Raw genomic sequence first — 21,349 nt, forward strand, 5'->3', positions numbered from 1 at the left:
GGGCGGGGGAAGGGGGCGGGGGTGCTACTTCTGCATGCCGGCGCTGATCTGGTCCATGACTGTGGAGTCGGCGAGGGTCGTCACGTCGCCGACCTTGCGGTTCTCCGCGACGTCGCGCAGGAGACGGCGCATGATCTTGCCGGAGCGGGTCTTGGGCAGCTCGGAGACGACGAGGATCGAGCGCGGCTTGGCGATCGGTCCGATCTCCTTGGCCACGTGGGCCCGCAGCTCGGCGATGTGCTCCTCGGCGCTCGCCTCGCTGGCGGCAGCGGCCGCCTCGCCGCGCAGGATGACAAAGGCGACGACGGCCTGCCCTGTCGTGTCGTCGCTGGCCCCGACGACGGCGGCCTCGGCCACCGTGGGATGGGACACGAGCGCGGACTCGATCTCCGTCGTCGAGAGGCGGTGACCGGACACGTTCATGACGTCGTCGACGCGGCCGAGGACCCACAGGTCGCCGTCCTCGTCCTTCTTGGCGCCGTCACCGGCGAAGTAGATGCCGGGGAAGCGGGCCCAGTAGGTGTCGTGGAAGCGCTGCTCGTCGCCCCAGATGCCGCGCAGCATCGCCGGCCACGGCTCGGTGAGGACGAGGTAGCCACCCGAGCCGGCCGGGACGGTCTCGCCGAGCTCGTCGACGACGTCGGCGCTGATGCCGGGCAGCGGCGTCTGCGCGGAGCCGGGCTTGGCGGCCGTGACGCCGGGCAGCGGGGAGATCATGATCGCGCCCGTCTCGGTCTGCCACCAGGTGTCGACGACGGGGGTCCGGTCCCCGCCGATGACGCGGCGGTACCAGATCCACGCCTCGGGGTTGATCGGCTCGCCGACCGAGCCGAGCACCCGCAGGGAGGACAGGTCGAAGCGACCCGGCTCCTCCTCGCCCCACTTCATGCACGTGCGGATCGCGGTGGGCGCGGTGTAGAGGATCGTCACCTTGTACTTCTCGACGATCTCCCACCAGCGGCCCCTGTGCGGGGTGTCCGGCGTGCCCTCGTACATCACCTGGGTGGCGCCGTTGATGAGGGGCCCGTAGGTGACGTAGGTGTGGCCGGTCACCCAGCCGATGTCCGCGGTGCACCAGTAGACGTCGGTCTCGGGCTTGAGGTCGAAGACGTTCTTGTGGGTGTAGGCGGACTGGGCGAGGTAGCCGCCGGTCGTGTGGAAGATGCCCTTGGGCTTCCCGGTGGTGCCGGAGGTGTAGAGGATGAACAGCGGGTGCTCGGCCTCGACGTCCACGGGCGCGAAGTCGGTGCCCTGGCGGGTGACGATCTCGTCCCACCACACGTCGCGCTCGCCGTCCCAGGCGACGTCCTGCCCGGTGCGCCGCACGACGAGAACCTTCTCCACGGGCGTGTCGCCACCGGCCAGGGCGTCGTCGACGGCGGGCTTGAGGGCGCTGGGCTTGCCGCGCCGGTAGCCGCCGTCAGCGGTGATGACGACCTTCGCCGAGGCGTCGTTGATGCGGGTGTGCAGCGCCTCGGCGGAGAAGCCGCCGAAGACCACGGAGTGCGGGGCGCCGATGCGCGCGCAGGCGAGCATCGCGACGACGGCCTCGGGAATCATCGGCAGGTAGATCGCCACGCGGTCACCCGTCTGCACGCCGAGCTCGGCGAGGGCCGCGGCGGCGCGGGCCACCTCGTCACGCAGCTCCGCGTAGGTGATCGTGCGTGTGTCGCCCTGCTCGCCCTCCCAGTGGATGGCCACGCGCTCGCCGTTGCCGGCCTCGACGTGGCGGTCCACGGCGTTGTACGCGGCGTTGAGCCGGCCGTCACCGAACCAGCGCGCCCGTGGCGCGTCGGACCAGTCGAGGACCTCGGTGAAGTCCGTCGACCAGGTGAGCAGCTCGCGGGCCTGCTCGGCCCAGAAGCCGAGCTGGTCCTCCGCAGCGCGGTCGTACAGCTCCGCGGTCGCGTTCGCCTGGGCGGCGAACTCGGGGCTCGGCGGGAAGCGGCGCTCCTCGACGAGCAGGTTCTCCAGGCCGCCTGCTCCCGCCTCGGCGGAGCCGGGCGCAGCGCTGGTGTGGTCAACCATGTTTCCTCCGGACGACGTTGTTCGTTTCCATCGCCGTGCCCCCGTATGGCCGGGATCACATCGGCACATCCCGAATGTACCGGTCGTGCGACGCTCGCGGGCACGGCGTCCGGAGCCGTGGCTCCCCGCGAGTTCGAAATCGATCTCTGATAGGTTTCCCGCTGGTCACGGCGTCGTGACCTGCGTCACTGAGAAGGGGGAGACCATGACCTACCCACCCGGAGCTCTGCGGCAGCCCACCGCCGAGGAGTTCCAGGCCGTGCACGAGTCGGCGGAGTTCCGCCACCTGCGCAGCACGTTCCGCGCGTTCGCCTTCCCGATGACGGCGGCGTTCCTCGTGTGGTACCTGTCCTACGTCCTGCTCTCGACCTACGCCGAGGGGCTCATGTCCCGGCAGGTGCTGGGCAACCTCAACATCGGCCTGGTCTTCGGGCTGGCCCAGTTCGCCACCACGTTCCTCCTCACGTGGCTCTACGTGCGCCACGCGAACAAGTCGCTCGACCCCGTCGCCACGCGGCTGCGGACCGAGCTGGAAGGAGGCGTGTGATGGACGTCGGAAACCCGTGGCTCAACATCGGCATCTTCCTCGTCTTCGTCGTCGTCACCCTCGTCATCGTCGTGAGGGTCTCGCGGACGACGACGAGCGTCGGGGACTTCTACCACGGCGGGCGCAGCTTCTCCGGGCGTCAGAACGGCATCGCGATCGCGGGTGACTACCTCTCCGCGGCCTCGTTCCTCGGCATCGTCGGCGCCGTCGCGCTCTACGGCTACGACGGCCTGCTCTACTCCGTCGGCTTCCTCGTCGCCTGGCTGGTGGCGCTGCTGCTCGTCGCCGAGCCGCTGCGCAACACCGGCAAGTACACGATGGCCGACGTCCTCAGCTTCCGGATGAAGCAGCGGCCGGTCCGCACCGCGGCGGCGATCTCGACCCTGGCGATCACCTTCTTCTACCTGCTCGCGCAGATGGCCGGCGCCGGTGCGCTCGTCTCACTGCTGCTCGGCGTGGACAGCCGGGCGGGGCAGTCGCTCGTCATCGCGATCGTGGGCGCGCTCATGATCGTCTACGTGATGATCGGCGGGATGAAGGGCACCACATGGGTGCAGATCATCAAGGCGGTGCTCCTCATCGCCGCCGTCGGCGTCATGACCGTGTGGATCATGGCCTCCAACGGCTTCAACCTCAGCGCCCTGCTGGGCCGGGCGGTCGACGCCCACCCCGAGGGCGGAGCGATCCTCGAGCCGATGCTCCAGTACGGCACCTCGGACGCGAGCAAGATCGGCTTCGTCTCGCTGGCGATCGCACTCGTCTTCGGTGCCGCAGGCCTGCCCCACGTCCTCATGCGCTTCTACACCGTGCCCAGCGCCAAGGAGGCGCGCCGCTCGGTGGTCTGGGCGATCTCGCTCATCGGCTTCTTCTACCTGTGCACGCTCGTCCTCGGGTACGCGGCGGTCTACCTCGTGGGTGCGGACACGATCCGCAACGCCCCGGGCGGTTCGAATGCCGCCGCGCCCGCTCTCGCCTACGAGCTCGGCGGCACGCTGCTCCTGGGGATCATCGCCGCGGTCGCCTTCGCCACGATCCTCGCGGTCGTCGCCGGCCTGACGATCACCGCCTCGGCCTCCTTCGCGCACGACGTCTACAACGGCGTGCTCAAGGACGGCAAGGCCTCCCCCGAGGCCGAGATCACGGTGGCCCGGCGCACCGCCGTCGTCATCGGGGCGATCTCGATCGTCGGCGGCATCCTCGCGGCCGAGCAGAACGTCGCATTCCTCGTCTCGCTCGCCTTTGCGATCGCGGCGAGCGCGAACCTGCCCTCGATCCTCTTCTCGCTGTACTGGAAGCGTTTCAACACGCGAGGGTCGACGTGGAGCATCTACGGCGGGCTGCTCAGTGCGCTGCTCCTCATCGCCTTCTCCCCGGTGGTGTCCGGTAGCGAGACGGCGATGATCGCCGGCGCCGACTTCGCGTGGTTCCCACTGTCCAACCCCGCGATCGTCTCCGTCCCGCTGGGCTTCTTCCTCGGCTGGCTCGGGTCGGTCACCTCGAAGGAGCACAACGACGTGAAGCAGGCGGAGATGGAGGTGCGCTCGATGACGGGGGCCGGCGCGGAGCGCGCCGCCAGCCACTGACGGACGAAGGAACGGGCCGGTCGCGAGAGCTCCCGCGACCGGCCCGTCCGCGACGTGCTCAGGCCTCGACGGCGGGGCGCACCTCGCGGCGGCCCTGGCGGCGGGCGCCGTGGGAGACGACGCCGACGAGCACGAGGGCGACGCCGACGGCGACGAGCCGGCCCGTGCTGCCCGAGGCGATGAGGTGGTGGGCGATGTTGTCGCCGAAGTCGCCCAGGCCGGCGAGCCACGACTCCACCGGCTGGAGGAGGTCCTGGGTCCACGCCGGCACGGCGACGAAGGGGACCCCGACGATGATGACGAGCGCGCCGGTGACGATCGCTCCCACCGAGCTCCACCGGGCCGCGAGGAGGACGAGGACGAGGACGAGCAGGCCGGCGGCGAGCTCGAGCAGGGCCGCGACGTTGAGGTTCGCGGTGTCCCACGGGTTGCCCTGCGGGAGTGTGAGGCGCGCGCCGGCGTCGGCCAGGAGGTACCAGGCCACCGGCGTGAGGAGCAGGGTGAGCAGGATCGTGAGGACGTGCGCCTTGGCCCGCGACGGCGGGCGGGTGTGGGCGGTCGTCCCCTCGAGGACGACGTCACGCTCGGGCCGGGTCCGCTCCTCCTCGGCCCGGTGCACTGCCGGGGCGGCGGGGGCCGGACCGACGGCGGTCGCAGCGGTCGCAGCGGTGGCGCCTGCCCCTGTCCCCGCACCGGACAGCCACGGCGCGGGGGTGGTCGCCGTGTGTTCTTGGTCCGGGCGGGGCTCGGGCTCGGCGGGGCGCTCCCCGGTGAGGTAGGCGGCGCTGCGGTGCTCGGCGAGGCCGGAGCGCGGCACCGGACGCTCCGCTTGGTGGGTGCGAAGGACCTGCGTGCGCTCGGCATCACCGGTTTCCGCGCGCAGGACGGTGGTCGGCTCGCCCCGGGTGTCGGTCGGCTCGGCGTCGCGGGTGGCCGGCTCGTCGTCGGCGGTGGCGCGGTGCTCGGCGCCCGTTGCGTCGTCCACGGCGTGCTCGCCGTCGGCGTGCGGGTCGCGCGCGGCCGGAGCCGGACCGTGGTCCTCACCGTCGGCGTGCGGGTCGCGCGCGGCCGGTGCCGGACCGTGGTCCTCGGCGGGAACCGCTCGCTCCGCATCCGGGCCCGGGTCCGCGGGGACGGTGGGGACCGGACCGGTGTCGCCGTCGGCCGGGGGCGTGGCCTGGCGGACGCCGTCGTCCTGGACGAGCCAGGGTGCGTCGTCGTCGGGCGGCGCGGGATCGAGCCGCTGCGACCACGGCGCGTCGGACGGGGCCGTGCTCGCGCCGCCTGAGTCGGTCGCGGCGTCGGCACTCACCGGCTCGACCGGCTGGCCGGGGTTGGTGCGCTCATAGGGGTTGTCGGACACGTCGCCTCCTCGGGTCTGCGATTCTCAACGTAGCGAGGCGCGGACGTGGGGCGGGGGGCGGCGCGCCGGTCAGCGCTCGGCGCGTCGGAGAGCCCGTCCCACGACGGCGGCGAGCAGGACCGTGCCGACAGCCACGGCCAGCAATGCGCGGGGGCGGCGGCGGGGCCGCACCGGCACGGGTCGGGAGAAGTCGCGCACGTGCCACCCCTGCGCGATCGCGTGGCGGCGCAGCGCACGGTCCGGGTTGACCGCGACCGGGTGGCCGACCGCCTCGAGCATCGGCAAGTCGGTGACGGAGTCGCTGTAGGCGTGGCTGGTGGCGAGGTCGTACCCGCGCTCGCGGGCGAGCTCGCGGATCGCCGTCGCCTTCGTCGGCCCGTAGGCGTAGAACTCGAGCTGGTCGGTGAAGCGGCCGTCGGTGACGACGGGCCGGGTGGCGATGACGTGGTCGGCGCCGAGGAGCTCCCCGATCGGGCGGACGACGGCCTCGCTCGACGCGGAGACGACGACGACGTCCTCGCCGGCGGCCTGGTGCGCGGCGATGAGGTCGAGCGCCTCCTGGTAGACGACCGGACGCACGTGCGAGTCGACGGCAGCGGCGGCCACGGCCTCGGTCCGGGCCGCGTCCCAGCCCAGGGAGACGCGCGCCAGGCGCTCCTTCATCCGCTCGGTCTGGTCGTGGTCCGCGCCGAAGGAGAGGTAACCGAGCTGGGCGTACAGGCCTCGCAGCGCCCCGGCGCGGGTGAGCAGCCCGTCGGCGTAGAAAGCCTTGGACAGGGCGAGCGACGAGGAGCCGGCGATGACCGTCTTGTCCAGGTCGAAGAACGCCGCGGGACGGCCCGGGGAAGTGTGTGGCACGGAAGAACCTCCTTCCCCGACCCTAACGGCCCCGTCCCACACCCCACCCCGAGGACGTGTCCGACAGGTGAGACATGCGCTCGTCGCCGCCCGAGCGGGGGCGCTAGATTGCCCGGCACCACCGACGCGGGTGGACCGAGACGACGAGGGGACGCGATGGCAGAGCGCACGACGACGCCGGAACGCGAGCAGTGGACCGGCCAGTACGGCTTCATCCTCGCCGCGATCGGATCGGCGGTGGGGCTCGGGAACATCTGGCGCTTCCCCGGCGTGGCCTACGAGAACGGCGGCGGCGCCTTCCTCATCCCCTACCTCGTCGCGCTCCTCACGGCCGGCATCCCGATCCTCCTGCTCGACTACTCCCTCGGGCACCGCTTCCGCGGGTCGGCGCCCACGGTCTTCCGGCGACTGGGGAAGAAGTTCGAGCCGCTGGGCTGGTTCCAGGTGGCCATCTCCTTCGTCATCGCGACGTACTACACCGTCATCATCGTGTGGTCGCTGCGGTACGTCGGCTTCTCCCTCGACCTCGCCTGGGGCGACGACCCCGGAACCTTCTTCATCGAGGACTTCCTCCAGTACAGCGGTCCCGGGCTGAGCACCGACTTCGTCGGCGGGATCTTCTGGCCGATGCTCGTGCTGTGGCTCGTCGTCCTCGTCGTCCTCGCCCTCGGCGTCCAGCGGGGGCTGGAGCGGGCGAACAAGATCTTCATGCCGCTCCTCGTCATCCTCTTCGCGATCCTCGTCGTGCGTGCCCTCTTCCTCGATGGTGCGGTCGAGGGCCTCAACGAGTTCTTCACCCCGAACTGGGAGGCGCTGGGCGACGCCAACGTGTGGATCGCCGCTTACAGCCAGATCTTCTTCTCGTTGTCGATCGCGTTCGGCATCATGATCACGTACTCGAGCTACCTCAAGCGCCGCTCCAACGTCGCCCCCACCGCGTACGTCGTCGCCTTCGCCAACTCCTCCTTCGAGCTGCTCGCTGGGATCGGCGTCTTCGCCACCCTGGGCTTCATGGCGGCGCAGCAGGGCGTGGCCGTGGGGGAGCTGGAGAACCTCACCGGGCCGATGCTCAGCTTCGCCACCTTCCCGCAGATCGTGTCGGCGATGCCGGGTGGCCCCATCTTCGGGGTGCTGTTCTTCACCTCCCTGGCGCTCGCCGGCTTCACCTCGCTCATCTCGATCCTCCAGGTGGTCTCGGCCGCCTTCCAGGAGAAGTTCGGGCTCAGCCGGGTGCAGGTCTCGCTCCTCATCGGCGGCCTCGCGGCCGTCATCTCCCTGGTCCTGTACTCCTCGACCTCGGGCCTGGCGATCCTCGACGTCGTCGACAAGCACACGAACGAGGTCGGCGTCGTCCTCTCCGCGGTCCTCACCTGCGTCATCGTCACGCTCGGGGCACGCAAGCTGCCGGAGCTGCGGGCCCACCTCAACGCGGTGTCCACCGGTCACGTCGGTCGCTGGTGGAGCCTGCTCGTCGGGGTGATCGTGCCCATCGCGCTCGTCGTCATGCTCGTCTCGAGCGTCCTCGGCCTTATCGAAGAGCCCTACGAGGGGTACCCGCGGTCCTTCCTCGCTGTCGCCGGCTGGGGCGTGCTGGGGCTCATGGCTGTCGCCGCGCTCGTCTACACGCTCATCCCGTGGCGCCGGCCCGTCGACGACTTCACCCCCGACCCGCTGCCCGAGGAGGCCCGGCGATGACCTCGCTCTCGATCGCGCTCATGGTGATCTCCATCCTCATCATCTGGGGAGGGCTCGCCGTGGCCATCACCTTCCTCGTCAAGCACCCGCTCGAGGACGAGGACACCTCGCCGGCGCAGCCCGGACAGTACCGACCGCCCCGGCGTTGAGCCGCCGGTCCCCAGGACCGGCTCACGAGCTGCTCCTCCCCAGCCGTGGGCAGTGCCGGCCCACCGGCGCCCCCGGCTGGTCATCCTCGTGGTGAGCGAGGAGGGCGAGCATGGAGACACGGGTACGGGCGGCACTCCGCTCGGGGGACCGGCACGTCGTCGAGCGGGTGCGGCGGCTGTGCGTCCTCGCGGGCGTGGAGCTCGAGGTGCGCGCGCCCGGCAGCGACCCGCCGACGACGGCGGCCGTGCTCATCGACGACCGCGCCGACCCGGCCGACCCGCCCTGGCAGGGGAGCGCCACGTCCGGGGAGGTGCTCGAGCTCGATGACGGCGGGCTGACCCTGCCCGCGGACGCCGAGGTGGTGCTCGACGCGCTCAGCCGCGCGGTCGCACCCCGCCGTGCCCGGGTGGTGGGGGTGGTGGGCGCCGTGGGCGGCGTGGGGACCTCCGCGCTCGCCGCCGTCCTCGCGCGGCTGGCGGTGACGGCCGGACGGACGACGGCGCTCGTCGACCTCGATCCGTCGGGCGGCGGGCTCGAGGTGCTGCTCGGCGTGGAGCACGACCCCGGTCCGCGCTGGTGCGACGTCCTCACCGAGCGCGGCGGCTTCCCACCCGACCGGCTCATGGCGGCGCTGCCCCAGTGGCACGGGGCACGAGTGCTGTCCTCGGACGTCCGCGGCGGTGTAGCGGGCGGTCACCCGGTGGCCCTCGACGCCGTCGGTGCGCTGACCCGGGCAGCCGACGCCCTCGTCCTCGACCTGCCGCGCGCGGTGCTGGCACCCGGCGCAGAGCGCGAGTGGCTGGCGCTGTGCGACGAGACGGTGCTCCTCACCGCCTGCGACACCCGGGCGGCCGCTGCGGCCGCTGCGGCGGTGGGCGTGCTCGGTGAGGTGCGGCTGGTGGTGCGAGGACCGGCAGCGGGGACGCTGCTCCCCGAGGACGTCGCCGACGTCTGCGGACGGCCGCTCGCCGCGGTCCTGCGTCCGGAGCGGGCCTTCAGCGCAGGGGTCGAGCGCGGGCTGTCACCGGGCGACCAGCGGCGCGGACCGCTCGTCGCCACCGGGCGCCGGCTGCTGCGGACGGTGGGGCTGGGCCCATGACGTCGGTGGCCGACGTCCGCGCGGCAGTGGCCCGAGGAGGGGGCGAGGCCGACGGCGCGGCGGTGAGCTCCGCCGTCGTCGGCGCGGCGGGCCAGGCGGCGCAGGGCTGGCGGGCGCTGCTCGAGCTCGACGCACGCGCCCGCGCCGCGCTGGTGGGGGCCGGTGAGCTGCAGGACCTCCTCGAGGACCCGCTCGTGACGGACGTGCTCGTCAACGGCCCCCGTGGCGTGTGGGTCGACCGCGGCCGGGGGCTGGTGCCCGTGCCGATGGAGCTCGGCGGGGAGGCAGCGGTCCGGGCACTGGCCACCCGGCTGGCGGCGGCGTGCGGGCAGCGGCTCGACGAGGCGTGCCCGGTCGTCGACGGCGCGCTGCCCGACGGCACCCGCCTCCACGCGGTCCTACCGCCGGTCTCCGCCGACGGCACGCTCATCAGCCTGCGTACCCAGCGCGGCCGGGCGCTGACGGTCGAGGAGCTCGTGGCCGGCGGCACCGTCGCGCCGCCGCTCGCCGACGTCCTGCGTGGGCTGGTCGCCACGCGCGCCAACGTGCTCGTCAGTGGCGCCGCCGGGGCGGGCAAGACGACGCTCCTCGCCGCGCTGCTGTCCACCGTGGGCCCGCACGAGCGGATCGTCTGCATCGAGGAGGCCGTCGAGCTGCGGCCCGACCACCCCCACGTCGTCCACCTCCAGGTACGCCGGGCCAACGTGCAGCGGGCCGGCGGCGTGGAGATGGCCGAGCTCGTCCGCGCGGCCATGCGGATGCGGCCCGACCGCCTCGTCCTCGGGGAGTGCCGCGGCGCAGAGGTGCGGGAGGTCCTCGGCGCGCTCAACACCGGGCACGACGGCGGCTGGGCCACCGTCCACGCCAACGCCCCGGCCGACGTGCCCGCCCGGCTCATCGCCCTCGGATCCCTCGCCGGGCTCGGGGAACACGCCGTCGCCGTCCAGGCCGTAAGCGCGCTGGACGCCGTTCTCCACGTGAGCCGGACCGAGGACGGACGGCGGCTGACGGAGGTCGGCGTCCTCGCGCGTCGCGGCCCCGAGCTCGTGTGCGACACCGCGCTGCGGGTCACGGCTCGCGGGGAGGTGCGGGAGGGGCCCGCGTGGGCGGCGCTCGCGGACCGCCTCGACCGGCGGGAGCGGGCATGACGTTCCTCGTGCTCCTCGCCGTGCTCGCCGCGGTCGTGTGGGCGCCCGGGCGTCCGGTGCCCCGGACGCGGGACGGGCCACGGGTGAGCTGGTCCCGCCGGTGGTGGCCGCCCCGCGGGCGGCGGCGTCCCAGGAGGCTGGACCTCGCCGTCGTCGTCACCGAGGTGGCGAGCCGGCTGCGGACGGGCGCGACGCCCGAGGCCGCCTGGGCGGCGACGGTGGGCCGGCTGCTCGGTCCGGACGAGGTCCCGAACGGGGGCGGCGTGAGTCCTGGCGGGGACGACGGCATCCCGCCCGCGCTGAGCCGTCTCGCCGCCCACTGCGCCGCCGACCCGGCGGCTGCTGCCGCGGTCCGCACCGTGGTCGCCGCCAGCCGCCTCACGCACACCCTCGGCTCCCCGCTGGCCGAGGTGCTCGACCGCTGCGCCGTGACGGTGACCGAGGCGGAGCAGGCCCATGACGCCCGCCGGGTGGCACTCGCCGGGCCCCGCTCCACCGCGAGGATCCTCGCCGGGCTGCCGCTCCTCGGCCTGCTGCTCGGCGCGAGCCTCGGTGCCGACCCGCTCGGCTCGGCAACCGACGGCGGCTGGGGGACGGTCAGCGTGCTCGCCGGGCTGCTCCTGCTCGTCGCGGGGAGGCGGTGGACGGCCGCACTCGTCACCGCCGCGGAGGCACCGGGCCACATGGGACGTCGGCGCTCGCGGGCGGCGGCCCGGCGGTGAGCGGCGCGCTGCTGCTGATCGCGGGCGCCCTTGCCGCGGTGCCCTGGCTGCTCGCGCGGCCCGGCGCTCCGCGCGCGCGGCCGGCACGACGCCGGGCGAAGCGGCCACCCCTCGGGACCGACCCCGCAGTCCTCCTCGACCTCCTCGACGTCGCCCTCGCCTCGGGCGCGTCGGTGCCCGGGGCGCTCGCGGCCCTCGCCGCAGCCACCACCCCCGACCCCGTGGCGGACCGCCTGCGGTCCGCCGCCACGTCCCTGCGCCTGGGGGCCACGTGGGAGGAGGCCTGGGAGCGCTGCCCACTGTCGCTCCGACCTCTGGCGGTGGCCCTGGAGCCGGGCTGGACCGACGGCGTGGACCCGTGCCCGCTCGTGCGGCAGGCCGCGGCCTCGATCCGCTCCCGCCGGCGCCAGGAGGCTCAGGAGGCCGCGGCCCGCCTCGGCGCGCGCCTCGTCCTGCCGCTGGGCCTGTGCTTCCTGCCGGCCTTCGTCCTCCTCGCGATGGCGCCGGTGCTCCTCTCCGGGGTCGGCTCGCTGCTCGGGGGCTGAGCCCCAGGCCCGACTCGCGGGGTCGCCGTGCACAGAAGAGGCACCGGCCTCAGCAGCAGGTGGGGACGCGGACCCACAGTGGACGGACCGGCTGATCCGCAGCCGGACCGACGAAAGGACGACCATCATGCGTTGGGCACGAACTGCACGAGCGTCACTGCAGGCCCGCTTGCGGACGCTGCGGCGCACCGCCGAGGCCGGTATGGCCACGGCCGAGTACGCCATCGCCACCCTCGCCGCGGCGGGATTCGCCGGGCTGCTCCTCGTCATCCTGCGCAGTGCCGAGGTGCGGGGCTTCCTCCTCGGCATCATCCGCCAGGCACTCCAGGTGGGGTGACGTGGACGGCGGGGCAGGACGGCGCCGCGCGCGTCCCGGGGACGAGCGGGGCGCGGTGACGGCCGAGCTGGCGCTCGTCCTGCCCGCCGTCGTCATGGTCCTGCTCGTGTGCTGCACCCTGGGTGCGGCCGTGCTCGGGCAGGTGCGCTGCGCCGACGCGGCACGCGCCGCGGCCCGTGCGGCGGCGATCGGTGAGCCGGCGGCGGTCGTCACGTCCGTCGCCCGTGAGCTCGCCGGCGCGGACGCCGCAGTCAGCGTCGACATCGACGGGTCGTGGGTGGAGGTCGTCGTCTCGCGTCCGGTGGCCTCCGGGGTGCTGGGCGCCGGCACGCTCGAGGCTCGGGCCAGCGCCCGGGCCTGGGTGGAGCCGGGGCCGTGAGCTCCACCCGCCGGGGCGTCCCGCCTCCCGCGAGACCGGGGGAGCGCGGCTCGGGGACCGTCCTGGGGCTCGGGGTGGTCGCCGTCGCGCTCGTCCTCCTCGTCGCGGTCGCGACGCTCGGGCAGGTGGTGGCGGGACGCGGGTCGGCTCAGGCCGCCGCCGACCTCGCCGCCCTGGCCGCGGCTGAGCGCCTGCACGCGTCCGGCGCATCGGCCGGTGCCTGCGCCGTGGCGGCACAGGTCGCGTCCGCGCACGGGACTGCGCTGACCGGCTGCGCCGTCCAGGGGGAGGAGGTGACGGTCGAGGTCGCGCGTGAGGTCGGCCCGGGGCTTGTGGCGCGGGCGGGCGCGCGTGCCGGCCCGGCGCGCCGAGGCGGCGGCCCGCCGGCCGCCCGGGCTACGCGGGGCAGGCGGCGACGAGGAAGCGCAGCACGCGCACCGCCGCCGCCTTGTCGAGGGGGGAGTTGCCGTTGCCGCACTTGGGCGACTGCACGCAGCTCGGGCAGCCGTCGGCGCAGCCGCAGCCGGCCACCGCGCCGAGGGTGGCGGTGAGCCACTCCCGGGCGGCCCGGAAGCCGCGCTCGGCGAAGCCCGCGCCGCCGGGGTAGGCGTCGTGGACGAAAACCGTGGGCACGAGCGTGTCCTGGTGGACGGCGGTCGACAGGCCACCGAGGTCCCACCGGTCGCAGGTGGCGACGATCGGCAACAGCCCGATGGACGCGTGCTCGGCGGCGTGAAGGGCGCCGGGCAGCACGTCGGCGCCCACTCCGACCTCCGCCAGCGCCTCCGCGCTCACCGACCACCACACCGCGCTCGTGCGCAGGACGCGCTCGGGCAGCTCGAGCGGGTAGCTGCCGACGATCTCCAGCCCAGGCAGCCGGCGCCGGTCGAAGCCGGTCACCTGGGAGGTCACCTCCACCGCGCCGCGGGACCACCTCACGGTGGCGCCGCCGGGGTGGGGCCACTCGGCGTGCTCCTGCTCCTCGATGATCCGCACGGTCGTCGCGCTGCGTGCCTTGGTGCGGTAGGACACCTCGGGCTCGGCGTGGACGAGGGCGACGTCGTCGGCGAGCTGGTCGACGACGAAGGTGCGGCCCTGGTGGACGTAGACGGCGCCCGGGTGGACCGTGCCGTCGGCGCGCGCACCGTCGACCGTGCCGAGCACCCGGCCCGTGCCGGCCTCGACGACCTGCACCGGCTGACCGTGACCACCGCGCAGGTCGGTGAGGGAGGAAGGCTGCTCGGGCCGGGAGAAGTTCCAGAACCAGCCGTTCGGGCGGCGGCGCAGGAACTCCTGCGTGGTGAGCAGCTGGAGGAGGGAGTCGTCGGGCAGTCCGAAGCGCGGCAGATCAGCCTCGGTGAGCGGGACCTCCGCGGCCGCTGCGCACAGGTGCGGGGCGAGGACGTAGGGGTTGGCGGGGTCGAAGGTCGTCACCTCCACGGCCTGGCCGAAGACCGCCTCGGGGTGGTGGACCAGGTAGGCGTCCAGCGGGTCCTCCGAGGCGACCAGCACCGCCAGGCCGTCACGCCCGGCGCGGCCGGAGCGGCCGGCCTGCTGCCACATCGACACGCGCGTGCCCGGCCAGCCGGTCATGACGACGGCGTCCAGCCCGGAGACGTCCACCCCCAGCTCGAGGGCGTTCGTCGTCGCGAGCGCGAGCAGGTCGCCCTCCCGCAGGGCCCGTTCCAGGGCGCGGCGCTCCTCGGGAAGGTACCCGCCGCGGTAGGCGGCCACGCGGCCGGAGAGCCCGGTGCCGGCGAGCTGGTGCTGGATCTGCTCGGCCACCGCCTCGGCCCCGTAACGGGAGCGGACGAAGGCGAGCGTGCGCGCGCCGGCCCGCACGAGGCGGGCGACAAGTGCGGACGCCTCGCTCGACGCACTGCGGCGGGGGCCGGCGGCGTCGAGCTCGGCCTGCTCCTCGGGCAGCACAACCCCCTCCGCGGGCCACTGGCGGCCCTCCTTGGTGAAGCCGGGCTGCCACAGGACGATCGTGCGGGTCCCGCTGGGCGCCGTGTCCTCGACGACCGCGTGCACCTCGGCGGGGTCGACACCGATGAGGCGGGCACCGGTCGCGGCCGGGTCACCGGTCGTCGCGGAGGCGAGGACCACCGTCGGGTGGGCGCCGTAGTGCTCCGCCACGCGCAGCAGCCGGCGCAGCACGAGGGCCACGTGCGCGCCCAGGACCCCGCGGTAGGCGTGGCACTCGTCGACGACGACGAAGCGCAGCCCGCGCAGCAGCCGCTGCCAGCGCCGGTGGCGGGGCAGCATGGAGAAGTGGAGGAAGTCCGGGTTGCTCAGCACGATGTCGGCGTGGTCGCGGGCCCAGTCCCGCTCGGCGAGCGGGGTGTCACCGTCGCAGGTGGTGGCCCGTACGCCGCGCAGCGACGCCGCGTCGAGGAGCCGCTCGAGACCGGCGAGCTGGTCGGCGGCAAGGGCCTTCGTCGGTGAGAGGTACAGCGTGGTGGGCCGGCGCGCGTAGCCGGCGATGCGGCCGGAGCCCGGGCCGGCGGCCGCCTCGGCGCCCTCCCGCACGGCGCTGATCGCCGGCAGCCACGCCGCCAGCGACTTCCCCGAGCCGGTGGCCGTCGCGATGACGGTGTGCCGCCCCGACCACACGGACTCCGCCGCCTCGACCTGGTGCTCCCAGGGCGCCTCGACGCCCAGCCGCCGGTAGCCCGCGACGAGGTCGGTGTCCGCCCACGCGGGCCAGTCCCCCGTGCGCCCCGGGCGGGCGGGGATCCGCTCGACGTGGAGGAGCCGGTCGTCGCCCTCGCCGAGCTGGTGCAGGAGGGGGAGGAGCTCGGTCACCCCGCCATCATCGCCCCGCAGGCGCCGCGGGGCGGCACGAGGACTGGACGGAGGGACGAGCGGGGTCGTCCGACAGCCGGATTCTCGCGCCGTCGCCGCCCGAAGTGCTCGGCAGGAGCCGTCGACGTGCGTAGACTCCGGCACGTCAATGCGCGGCGGTTGCGCCGCACGAACGCCGCCGAGCGCTGACACTGCTGTGGGCGCCGGTGGGCACTGCCGAGGAGGGCGGATGCTCGAGCTGAGTGCGTCAAGTCTGGTCATAGTCGGGGTCATCGCGGGTGTCGCGGTCGTCGCGCTGCTCATCGCGGTCGTGCTGCGGGGGCAGGTGCTCGCGGCCGACGAGGGATCGGTCCGGATGAGGGAGATCGCCCAGGCGATCCAGGAGGGCGCCCGCGCCTACCTCAACCGGCAGTTCCGGACGCTGGCGCTGTTCGTCGTCGTCGTCTTCGCGCTGCTGTTCCTGCTGCCTGGTGACGGCGGGATCAAGGTGGGCCGCGCCGTCGCCTTCCTCTTCGGCGCCGGGTTCTCCGCCGCGATCGGCTACCTCGGCATGTGGCTGGCCACCCGCGCCAACCTGCGCGTCGCCGCGTCCGCCCAGCACCCGGGCGGTCGCGCGGAGGGTGCCCGCATCGCCTTCCGCACGGGCGGGGTCGTGGGCATGTCCGTCGTCGGCCTCGGCCTGCTCGGCGCGGCCGGCGTCGTGCTCATCTTCCAGGGCGACGCGCCGGCGGTGCTCGAGGGCTTCGGCTTCGGCGCCGCCCTGCTCGCCATGTTCATGCGCGTGGGCGGTGGCATCTTCACCAAGGCCGCCGACGTCGGCGCCGACCTCGTCGGCAAGGTCGAGCAGGGCATCCCCGAGGACGACCCGCGCAACGCGGCCACCATCGCCGACAACGTCGGTGACAACGTCGGCGACTGCGCCGGCATGGCCGCCGACCTCTTCGAGTCCTACGCCGTCATGCTCGTGGCCTCCCTCATCCTCGGCAAGGCCGCCTTCGGGGAGCAGGGCATGATCTTCCCGCTCATCGTCGCGGCCATCGGTGCGGTCGTCGCCGTCCTCGGCGTAGCGATCACCCGGGTGCGGGGCACCGAGGACGCGCTCGCGACGATCTACCGCGGCTTCTACATCTCCGCGCTCGCCGGGGTGCTCCTCGCGGCGCTCGCCGCCTTCCTCTACCTGCCCTCTACCTTCGGTGCCATCACCGGGGTGAGCGCCGAGCTCGCCGACCACTCCGGCGACCCGCGGCTCATCGCCGCCGCCGCCGTGGCGATCGGCGTCGTCCTGGCCGGCATCATCCTGTGGCTCACCGGCTACTTCACCGGCACCACCTCCAAGCCGACCCTCCACGTGGCCAGCACCTCCCAGACCGGGGCGGCGACCGTCGTGCTGTCCGGCATCGGGGTGGGTTTCGAGTCGGCCGTCTACACCGCGGGCATCATCGCCGCCGCGATCTGCGGGGTCTTCCTCCTCGCGGGCGGCTCGGTGTGGCTCTCGCTCTTCCTCGTCGCGCTCGCCGGCTGCGGGCTGCTCACCACCGTCGGCGTCATCGTCGCGATGGACACCTTCGGGCCCGTGTCGGACAACGCCCAGGGCATCGCCGAGATGTCAGGAGAGGTCGACGCGGAGGGCGCCCAGATCCTCACCGACCTCGACGCCGCCGGGAACACGACCAAGGCCATCACCAAGGGCATCGCGATCGCCACCGCGGTCCTGGCCGCCACGGCGCTCTTCGGCTCCTACGCCGATGCCGTCGCCACGTCCCTGCAGGACATCCTCGACTCCGGCAAGGAGGTCGCCGGCGGGGTCATCACCTCGATGCTCGCCTACGACATCATCTCGCCGGTGACCCTCGTGGGCGTCATCCTCGGCGCCGCCACGGTCTTCCTCTTCTCCGGCCTCGCGATCGACGCCGTCACCCGGGCGGCCGGCGCCATCGTCTTCGAGGTGCGCCGCCAGTTCCGGGAGAACCCGGGCATCATGACCGGCGAGGTGCGCCCCGAGTACGGCCGCGTCGTGGACATCTGCACCCGCGACTCCCTGCGCGAGCTCGCCACCCCCGGGCTGCTCGCGGCCTTCGCCCCGGTCGCGGTGGGCTTCGGGCTCGGCGTCGGTCCGCTCGCCGGCTTCCTCGGCGGGTCGATCGCCGCCGGGGTGCTCATGGCGGTGTTCCTCGCCAACGCCGGTGGGGCGTGGGACAACGCGAAGAAGATCATCGAGGACGGGAAGTACGGCGGCAAGGGCTCCGACGCGCACGCCGCCGTCGTCATCGGGGACACCGTCGGTGACCCGTTCAAGGACACCGCCGGCCCGGCCATCAACCCGCTCATCAAGGTGATGAACCTTGTCGCGCTCCTCATCGCGCCCGCCGTGGTCCAGCTGAGCGTGCCGGCCGACGCCAACCACGTGCTGCGCATCGGCATCGCCTCGGCGGCCGCCGCGGTCGCCTTCGGCGCCGTCATCGCCTCCCGCCTGCGGGCCGCGAAGGTGGACCAGGAGAACGAGGCCCGCGCCGCGGTCGCCGCGGCCAGCCAGCGCTGACCCCCGACGCCGCCTCCCGCCGCTGCGCTCAGCTCCCGGCGGGAGACGGCGTCGTCGTCCCCAGCCGCGGGGACGTGCACCGGGCGAAGTCGCCGCTGCGGCTCGCGTGGTAGGAGAACTCCCGGCCCTCGGCCGCAAGGACGAGGCGGGCGCCGGGCACCTGGGCCTGGATGTAGCTCATCCCCGGCCGTGGGCAGCCGAGGGAGCCGTCGGGCCACGTGACGTCCTCCTGGCTCACCACGGTGACCTCGGCCGGCTCGACGCCGAGGTGCGCGGCGAGGTCCGCGACGGCCGCGTCGACCTGCGGCGTCCGTTCGCCCGCGGAGCCGCTCGGTGCGGGCGTCGTCGGCGCCGGCAGCTCGTGGGACGACGGCGCCTCCTCGGTCGTCCCGCTGGGGGAGGGCTCACCTCCGCAGGCGGTGAGCAGGAGGACGACGACGGCGAGTACGGCGGTGCGGGTGGCGCTCACAGTCCCAGCCCCTCCCCGACGGCGACGAGCCGCTCGCGCAGGGGAGCGGAGCGCTCCGCGAAGGCTCGCTGCGCCGCCACGTATTCCGCCCGGCCCTCGGCCGTCTCGATGGCCACCGGTCGGTGCCCCAGGGACGTGACGTCGTAGGGGGAGGCCCGCATGTCGAGCACCCTGATGTCGCGGGCCAGCTCGACGCAGTCCAGGAGCAGCTCACCGGGGCACGCCGGCCCGAGGCTGAGGGCCGCGCGCATGAGGTCCATGTTCGCGTGGAGGCAGCCGGGCTGCTCGAGCTCGGGCTGGTTCTCCCGGGTGGGCTGCAGTCGGTTGACCGGCCGCGCGGCGGGGGTGAAGAAGCGGAAGGCGTCGAAGTGCGTGCAGCGCACGGGATGTGCCTCGACCACCGCGTCGGTCCCCTCCGGTCCCAGCCGCAGCGGGAGGTCGTGGCGCCGCTCGGCCTCCGGCTGCCGGTAGACCATCGCCCACTCGTGCAGGCCGAGGCAGCCCAGGTGCGCGGGACGCGCGGCGGTGGCGCGCAGGACGGTGAGGAGCTGGCGCAGCGCCCGCCCACGGTCGGCGACGAACGCCTCCGCGTCGAGCTGCACCCCGCCGTCGGGGGTGCGCACGTGCCAGCGCCACCCGGCCCGCGCGGCCAGCAGCTCGTCGTCGTCGGCGAGGAGCACCACGCCGGTGCCGGGGTGCCAGCGGTCGAGCCGTCCGGCGCGGAGCGCGTAGTAGTCGAAGAGGAAGTCCTCGACCGGGTGCTTCTCGCCGCGCGAGCGGCGCTCCCGGTGCGCCCGGGTGAGCTCCAGTGCGCGCTGCCGGTGGCGCGACTCGCGCGCGAGCCACTCGGGTGCAGCCAGCACCCGAGCCTCCACCACTGCCGTGACGCTCATGCCCTCAGCCTAGGCAGCCCACCGCCCTCCTCCCCGCTGAGAGCTGAGCTGTTCCGGTCACAACTCATCTCTCGGCGATGAGAAAGGAGGGCGGGGGCGGGCCGGCCGCGACGGGGCCGCTACAGGGCGGCCCGGCGGCGGCGGGCGAGCAGGCCCGCCCCGCCGGCCGCGGTGAGCAGCGCCAGGCCGGCGAGTGCTGCCACGGGGGCGCCGGTGCTCGGCAGGCGCCCGGGTCCGGCGGCCGGTGGCGGTGTCGTCGCGTCGGGGCTCGGCGGTGCAGTGGTCGGCGAGGGCTCCGCGGTGCTCGGCTCCTCGGTCGGCTCCTCGCCGGGCGTCGTCGGCTCCGGCTCGGGGAGCGGCTCGGTGACGAGCCACCAGTTCTCGACGAAGAAGTCCGCCGGGTCGATGACCCCGCGCTCCTGGGCCCACTCGATGAGCAGCTGGCGGATCTCCAGCCGCTCGTCGTAGACGACCTCGGCCTCCGCGACGTGGGGGAAGGCGCCGCCGCCGCTCTGGCGGTAGTTGTTCACCGCCATGACGAACTCGTCGTCCGCACCCACGGGCGTGCCGTCGGGGTAGGTGAGGGTCGCGATCCGCTCGCCCACCGGCTGGGAGATGTCGATGACGTACTCCAGCCCCGAGATCACGTCGTAGTTGTAGTCCGGCACTCCCTCCGGACGGTCCGGGTAGACGGCGTTCGTGCCGGTCTCGGGGTCAAACTCCGCCCCCTCCGCCACCTGGTTGAAGTACCGCGCCGAGTACTCGAGGTAGTCGCGCAGCTCGGCACCGGTGAGGACCACCGCCGAGAGCGTGTTCTCGTAGATGTACAGCCCCGCGATGTCGGCGATCGTCACCTCTCCCTCGGGGAAGACGGCCGTGCGGGAGAAGGGCGAGGCCTGGGAGATGACCGTCCGTCCGGCGCTCTCCTCCTCGCTCAGCGCGGCCTCGACGGTTGTCTGCTGGACGTGGTTGATGAAGTCGATGATCGGGGTGTCCTCGTAGCGGGACGTCTCGGCGAGCAGCTCGGTCACCGACTCCGCGACCGGGGTGTTGACGTACTCGACGGTCGTCGCGTGCTCGTCGGCGAGTGCCGCGCGCAGCTCCTCGTCCTCGGCGTAGTCCGTGCCGCGGTGCGCTACCGCCGTGGGGGCGTCGTCCTCGCTCCAGTCGACCTCCCAGCCGTCCTCGCCGTCGGGCACGAGGCCGAGCGTCGTCTCGGTGAGCGAGCGCGCCCAGTAGGTCGGCTGCGTCATGAGGACGGGGTCGCCCTCGACGTTCGTCAGCACCTCCTGGGGACGGTCCTGGTGGGTGTGGCCGGCGACGATGACGTCGATGCCGGGCACGAAGTGCGCGATGTTGTTCGTGACGTCCTCGTGGAGCGCGGCGCGGTCGTAGGCGTCGTTGTCCACGTTGCCGAGGCCGGTGTGGGCGATGACGACGACGACGTCGGCCAGCGCGTCCACCTCCGGGACCCACCGCTCGGCGGCGGTCACCATGTCCTGGAACTCCAGGACGCCCTCGACGTGCTGCTTGTCCCAGATCCGCACGCCGGGGGTCACCAGGCCGATGACGCCGACGGTCACCGTCTCGCCGTCGATCTCGCGCTCCAGGAGCTCGTAGGGCTGGTGGTAGGGCTCGCCCGTCTCGACGTCGATGACGTTGGCCCCGAGCAGCGGGGCGTCGAGGTCCTCGTCGTAGGCCTCGAGGAGGTCCAGCCCGTAGTTGTACTCGTGGTTGCCGACCACCTGGACGTCGTAGTCCAGCTGGTTGAAGGCGGTGGCCATCGGGTGGGTGACCTCATCGTCGAGGACCTCGTCGCGGCCCTCACCCATGCCGTAGTAGTAGGTGAGCGGGGTGCCCTGGATGGCGTCGCCGTTGTCGAGGAGGAGGACGGACTCCTCCCCCTTCTCCGCCCGGATCTCCTCGACGGCGGTCGCCACGCGGGTGAGTCCGAGCGAGTCGTCCTCGGGGAAGGGCTGGTTGCGGAAGTAGTCCCAGTCGTAGACGTGACCATGGACGTCCGTGGTGGCGAGGAGGGTGAGCTCGAGCCGGTCCGGCTCGACGGGCTGGCCGACGGCGGGCGCGGCCGCCGCTGCCAGGAGGAGCGCCGCCGTCGTCGCGGCGGGAACTGCTCTGCGTGTGCGCATGTGGTCCTTCCGGGTGGGTGTGGACGTGTGCTGCCACCG

Annotated in this window: 18 protein-coding genes and 1 pseudogene; 12 read left to right on the forward strand and 7 right to left on the reverse strand. The window is 73.7% G+C overall.

Features of this window, described 5'->3' with window-relative positions; genetic code table 11:
• Positions 1-24: 24 nt before the first annotated feature.
• Positions 25-2,028: an acetate--CoA ligase gene (gene acs, locus M3148_RS16280; RefSeq protein WP_251305785.1), complete on the reverse strand. Its 2,004-nt coding sequence runs from the start codon at positions 2,026-2,028 to the stop codon at positions 25-27.
• 205 nt (positions 2,029-2,233) lie between these two features.
• On the opposite strand from acs, the gene M3148_RS16285 reads away from it, so the two are divergent.
• Both M3148_RS16285 and M3148_RS16290 read left to right on the forward strand, forming a co-directional pair.
• A complete protein-coding gene (locus M3148_RS16285) occupies positions 2,234-2,575 on the forward strand; it encodes a DUF485 domain-containing protein (RefSeq protein ID WP_251305786.1) in 342 nt (113 codons plus the stop codon).
• A complete protein-coding gene (locus M3148_RS16290) occupies positions 2,575-4,158 on the forward strand; it encodes a solute symporter family protein (RefSeq protein WP_251305787.1) in 1,584 nt (527 codons plus the stop codon). The genes M3148_RS16285 and M3148_RS16290 overlap by 1 nt, the downstream gene beginning before the upstream one ends.
• Positions 4,159-4,216: 58 nt before the next feature.
• On the opposite strand, the gene M3148_RS16295 is transcribed toward M3148_RS16290, so the two are convergent.
• Positions 4,217-5,521 carry a hypothetical protein gene (locus M3148_RS16295; RefSeq protein ID WP_251305788.1) on the reverse strand — a complete coding sequence of 435 codons (1,305 nt, stop codon included), beginning with the start codon at positions 5,519-5,521 and terminating at the stop codon, positions 4,217-4,219.
• A 69-nt stretch (positions 5,522-5,590) separates the two neighbouring features.
• Positions 5,591-6,379 (reverse strand): HAD family hydrolase, encoded by a 789-nt coding sequence (locus tag M3148_RS16300; RefSeq protein WP_251305789.1) that lies wholly within the window; start codon positions 6,377-6,379, stop codon positions 5,591-5,593.
• A gap of 156 nt (positions 6,380-6,535) precedes the next feature.
• On the opposite strand from M3148_RS16300, the gene M3148_RS16305 reads away from it, so the two are divergent.
• The 9 genes and pseudogenes from M3148_RS16305 to M3148_RS18060 all read left to right on the forward strand — a co-directional run.
• Positions 6,536-8,074 carry a sodium-dependent transporter gene (locus tag M3148_RS16305; RefSeq protein WP_251305790.1) on the forward strand — a complete coding sequence of 513 codons (1,539 nt, stop codon included), beginning with the start codon at positions 6,536-6,538 and terminating at the stop codon, positions 8,072-8,074.
• The gene (locus M3148_RS16310; RefSeq protein ID WP_251305791.1) at positions 8,071-8,223 is read left to right on the forward strand and encodes a methionine/alanine import family NSS transporter small subunit; all 153 of its coding nucleotides are present in this window, start codon (positions 8,071-8,073) and stop codon (positions 8,221-8,223) included. The genes M3148_RS16305 and M3148_RS16310 overlap by 4 nt, the downstream gene beginning before the upstream one ends.
• Before the next feature lie 110 nt (positions 8,224-8,333).
• Complete coding sequence (gene ssd, locus M3148_RS16315; protein ID WP_251305792.1) at positions 8,334-9,323, forward strand: septum site-determining protein Ssd; 990 nt, start codon at positions 8,334-8,336, stop codon at positions 9,321-9,323.
• A complete protein-coding gene (locus M3148_RS16320) occupies positions 9,320-10,471 on the forward strand; it encodes a TadA family conjugal transfer-associated ATPase (protein WP_251305793.1) in 1,152 nt (383 codons plus the stop codon). Before ssd ends, M3148_RS16320 begins: the two co-directional genes overlap by 4 nt.
• Entirely contained in the window at positions 10,468-11,193 is a 726-nt protein-coding gene (locus M3148_RS16325; RefSeq protein WP_251305794.1) for a hypothetical protein, read from the forward strand. Before M3148_RS16320 ends, M3148_RS16325 begins: the two co-directional genes overlap by 4 nt.
• Positions 11,190-11,738 carry a type II secretion system F family protein gene (locus M3148_RS16330; protein ID WP_251305795.1) on the forward strand — a complete coding sequence of 183 codons (549 nt, stop codon included), beginning with the start codon at positions 11,190-11,192 and terminating at the stop codon, positions 11,736-11,738. Before M3148_RS16325 ends, M3148_RS16330 begins: the two co-directional genes overlap by 4 nt.
• Positions 11,739-11,865: 127 nt before the next feature.
• Complete coding sequence (locus tag M3148_RS16335; RefSeq protein ID WP_251305796.1) at positions 11,866-12,075, forward strand: DUF4244 domain-containing protein; 210 nt, start codon at positions 11,866-11,868, stop codon at positions 12,073-12,075.
• Between the two features lies 1 nt (position 12,076).
• Complete coding sequence (locus M3148_RS16340; RefSeq protein WP_251305797.1) at positions 12,077-12,454, forward strand: TadE family type IV pilus minor pilin; 378 nt, start codon at positions 12,077-12,079, stop codon at positions 12,452-12,454.
• Positions 12,451-12,804 (forward strand): annotated as a pseudogene (locus tag M3148_RS18060) (Rv3654c family TadE-like protein); the annotation flags it as partial. The gene M3148_RS16340 and the pseudogene M3148_RS18060, both read left to right, overlap by 4 nt.
• Before the next feature lie 46 nt (positions 12,805-12,850).
• On the opposite strand, the gene M3148_RS16350 reads toward M3148_RS18060, so the two are convergent.
• Positions 12,851-15,262, reverse strand: a complete 2,412-nt coding sequence (locus M3148_RS16350) for a DEAD/DEAH box helicase (RefSeq protein WP_251305798.1) — start codon at positions 15,260-15,262, stop codon at positions 12,851-12,853.
• Between the two features lie 229 nt (positions 15,263-15,491).
• Between M3148_RS16350 and M3148_RS16355 the strand changes: the two genes are divergently transcribed.
• Positions 15,492-17,801, forward strand: coding sequence for a sodium-translocating pyrophosphatase (locus tag M3148_RS16355; protein WP_251305799.1), 2,310 nt, complete (start codon positions 15,492-15,494; stop codon positions 17,799-17,801).
• Positions 17,802-17,829: 28 nt separating this feature from the next.
• Here the strand turns inward: M3148_RS16355 and M3148_RS16360 are convergent, their stop codons facing one another.
• From M3148_RS16360 to M3148_RS16370, 3 genes are all read right to left on the reverse strand, one after another.
• The gene (locus tag M3148_RS16360) at positions 17,830-18,270 is read right to left on the reverse strand and encodes a hypothetical protein (protein ID WP_251305800.1); all 441 of its coding nucleotides are present in this window, start codon (positions 18,268-18,270) and stop codon (positions 17,830-17,832) included.
• Positions 18,267-19,163, reverse strand: coding sequence for a 3-methyladenine DNA glycosylase (locus M3148_RS16365; RefSeq protein ID WP_251305801.1), 897 nt, complete (start codon positions 19,161-19,163; stop codon positions 18,267-18,269). Before M3148_RS16365 ends, M3148_RS16360 begins: the two co-directional genes overlap by 4 nt.
• A 119-nt stretch (positions 19,164-19,282) precedes the next feature.
• Entirely contained in the window at positions 19,283-21,310 is a 2,028-nt protein-coding gene (locus tag M3148_RS16370; RefSeq protein ID WP_251305802.1) for a bifunctional metallophosphatase/5'-nucleotidase, read from the reverse strand.
• Between the last annotated feature and the right edge of the window lie 39 nt (positions 21,311-21,349).

Origin of the sequence: Georgenia satyanarayanai, from assembly GCF_023715365.1 — a bacterium.
In the GTDB taxonomy this organism is placed as follows: domain Bacteria; phylum Actinomycetota; class Actinomycetes; order Actinomycetales; family Actinomycetaceae; genus Oceanitalea; species Oceanitalea satyanarayanai_B.

Coding starts and splice junctions, on each gene's coding strand:
- acs (WP_251305785.1), bottom strand. CDS start 2,028: ATGGTTGACCACACCAGCGCTGCGCCCGGCTCCGCCGAGGCGGGAGCA.
- M3148_RS16285 (WP_251305786.1), top strand. CDS start 2,234: ATGACCTACCCACCCGGAGCTCTGCGGCAGCCCACCGCCGAGGAGTTC.
- M3148_RS16290 (WP_251305787.1), top strand. CDS start 2,575: ATGGACGTCGGAAACCCGTGGCTCAACATCGGCATCTTCCTCGTCTTC.
- M3148_RS16305 (WP_251305790.1), top strand. CDS start 6,536: ATGGCAGAGCGCACGACGACGCCGGAACGCGAGCAGTGGACCGGCCAG.
- M3148_RS16310 (WP_251305791.1), top strand. CDS start 8,071: ATGACCTCGCTCTCGATCGCGCTCATGGTGATCTCCATCCTCATCATC.
- ssd (WP_251305792.1), top strand. CDS start 8,334: ATGGAGACACGGGTACGGGCGGCACTCCGCTCGGGGGACCGGCACGTC.
- M3148_RS16320 (WP_251305793.1), top strand. CDS start 9,320: ATGACGTCGGTGGCCGACGTCCGCGCGGCAGTGGCCCGAGGAGGGGGC.
- M3148_RS16325 (WP_251305794.1), top strand. CDS start 10,468: ATGACGTTCCTCGTGCTCCTCGCCGTGCTCGCCGCGGTCGTGTGGGCG.
- M3148_RS16335 (WP_251305796.1), top strand. CDS start 11,866: ATGCGTTGGGCACGAACTGCACGAGCGTCACTGCAGGCCCGCTTGCGG.
- M3148_RS16355 (WP_251305799.1), top strand. CDS start 15,492: ATGCTCGAGCTGAGTGCGTCAAGTCTGGTCATAGTCGGGGTCATCGCG.
- M3148_RS16365 (WP_251305801.1), bottom strand. CDS start 19,163: ATGAGCGTCACGGCAGTGGTGGAGGCTCGGGTGCTGGCTGCACCCGAG.
- M3148_RS16370 (WP_251305802.1), bottom strand. CDS start 21,310: ATGCGCACACGCAGAGCAGTTCCCGCCGCGACGACGGCGGCGCTCCTC.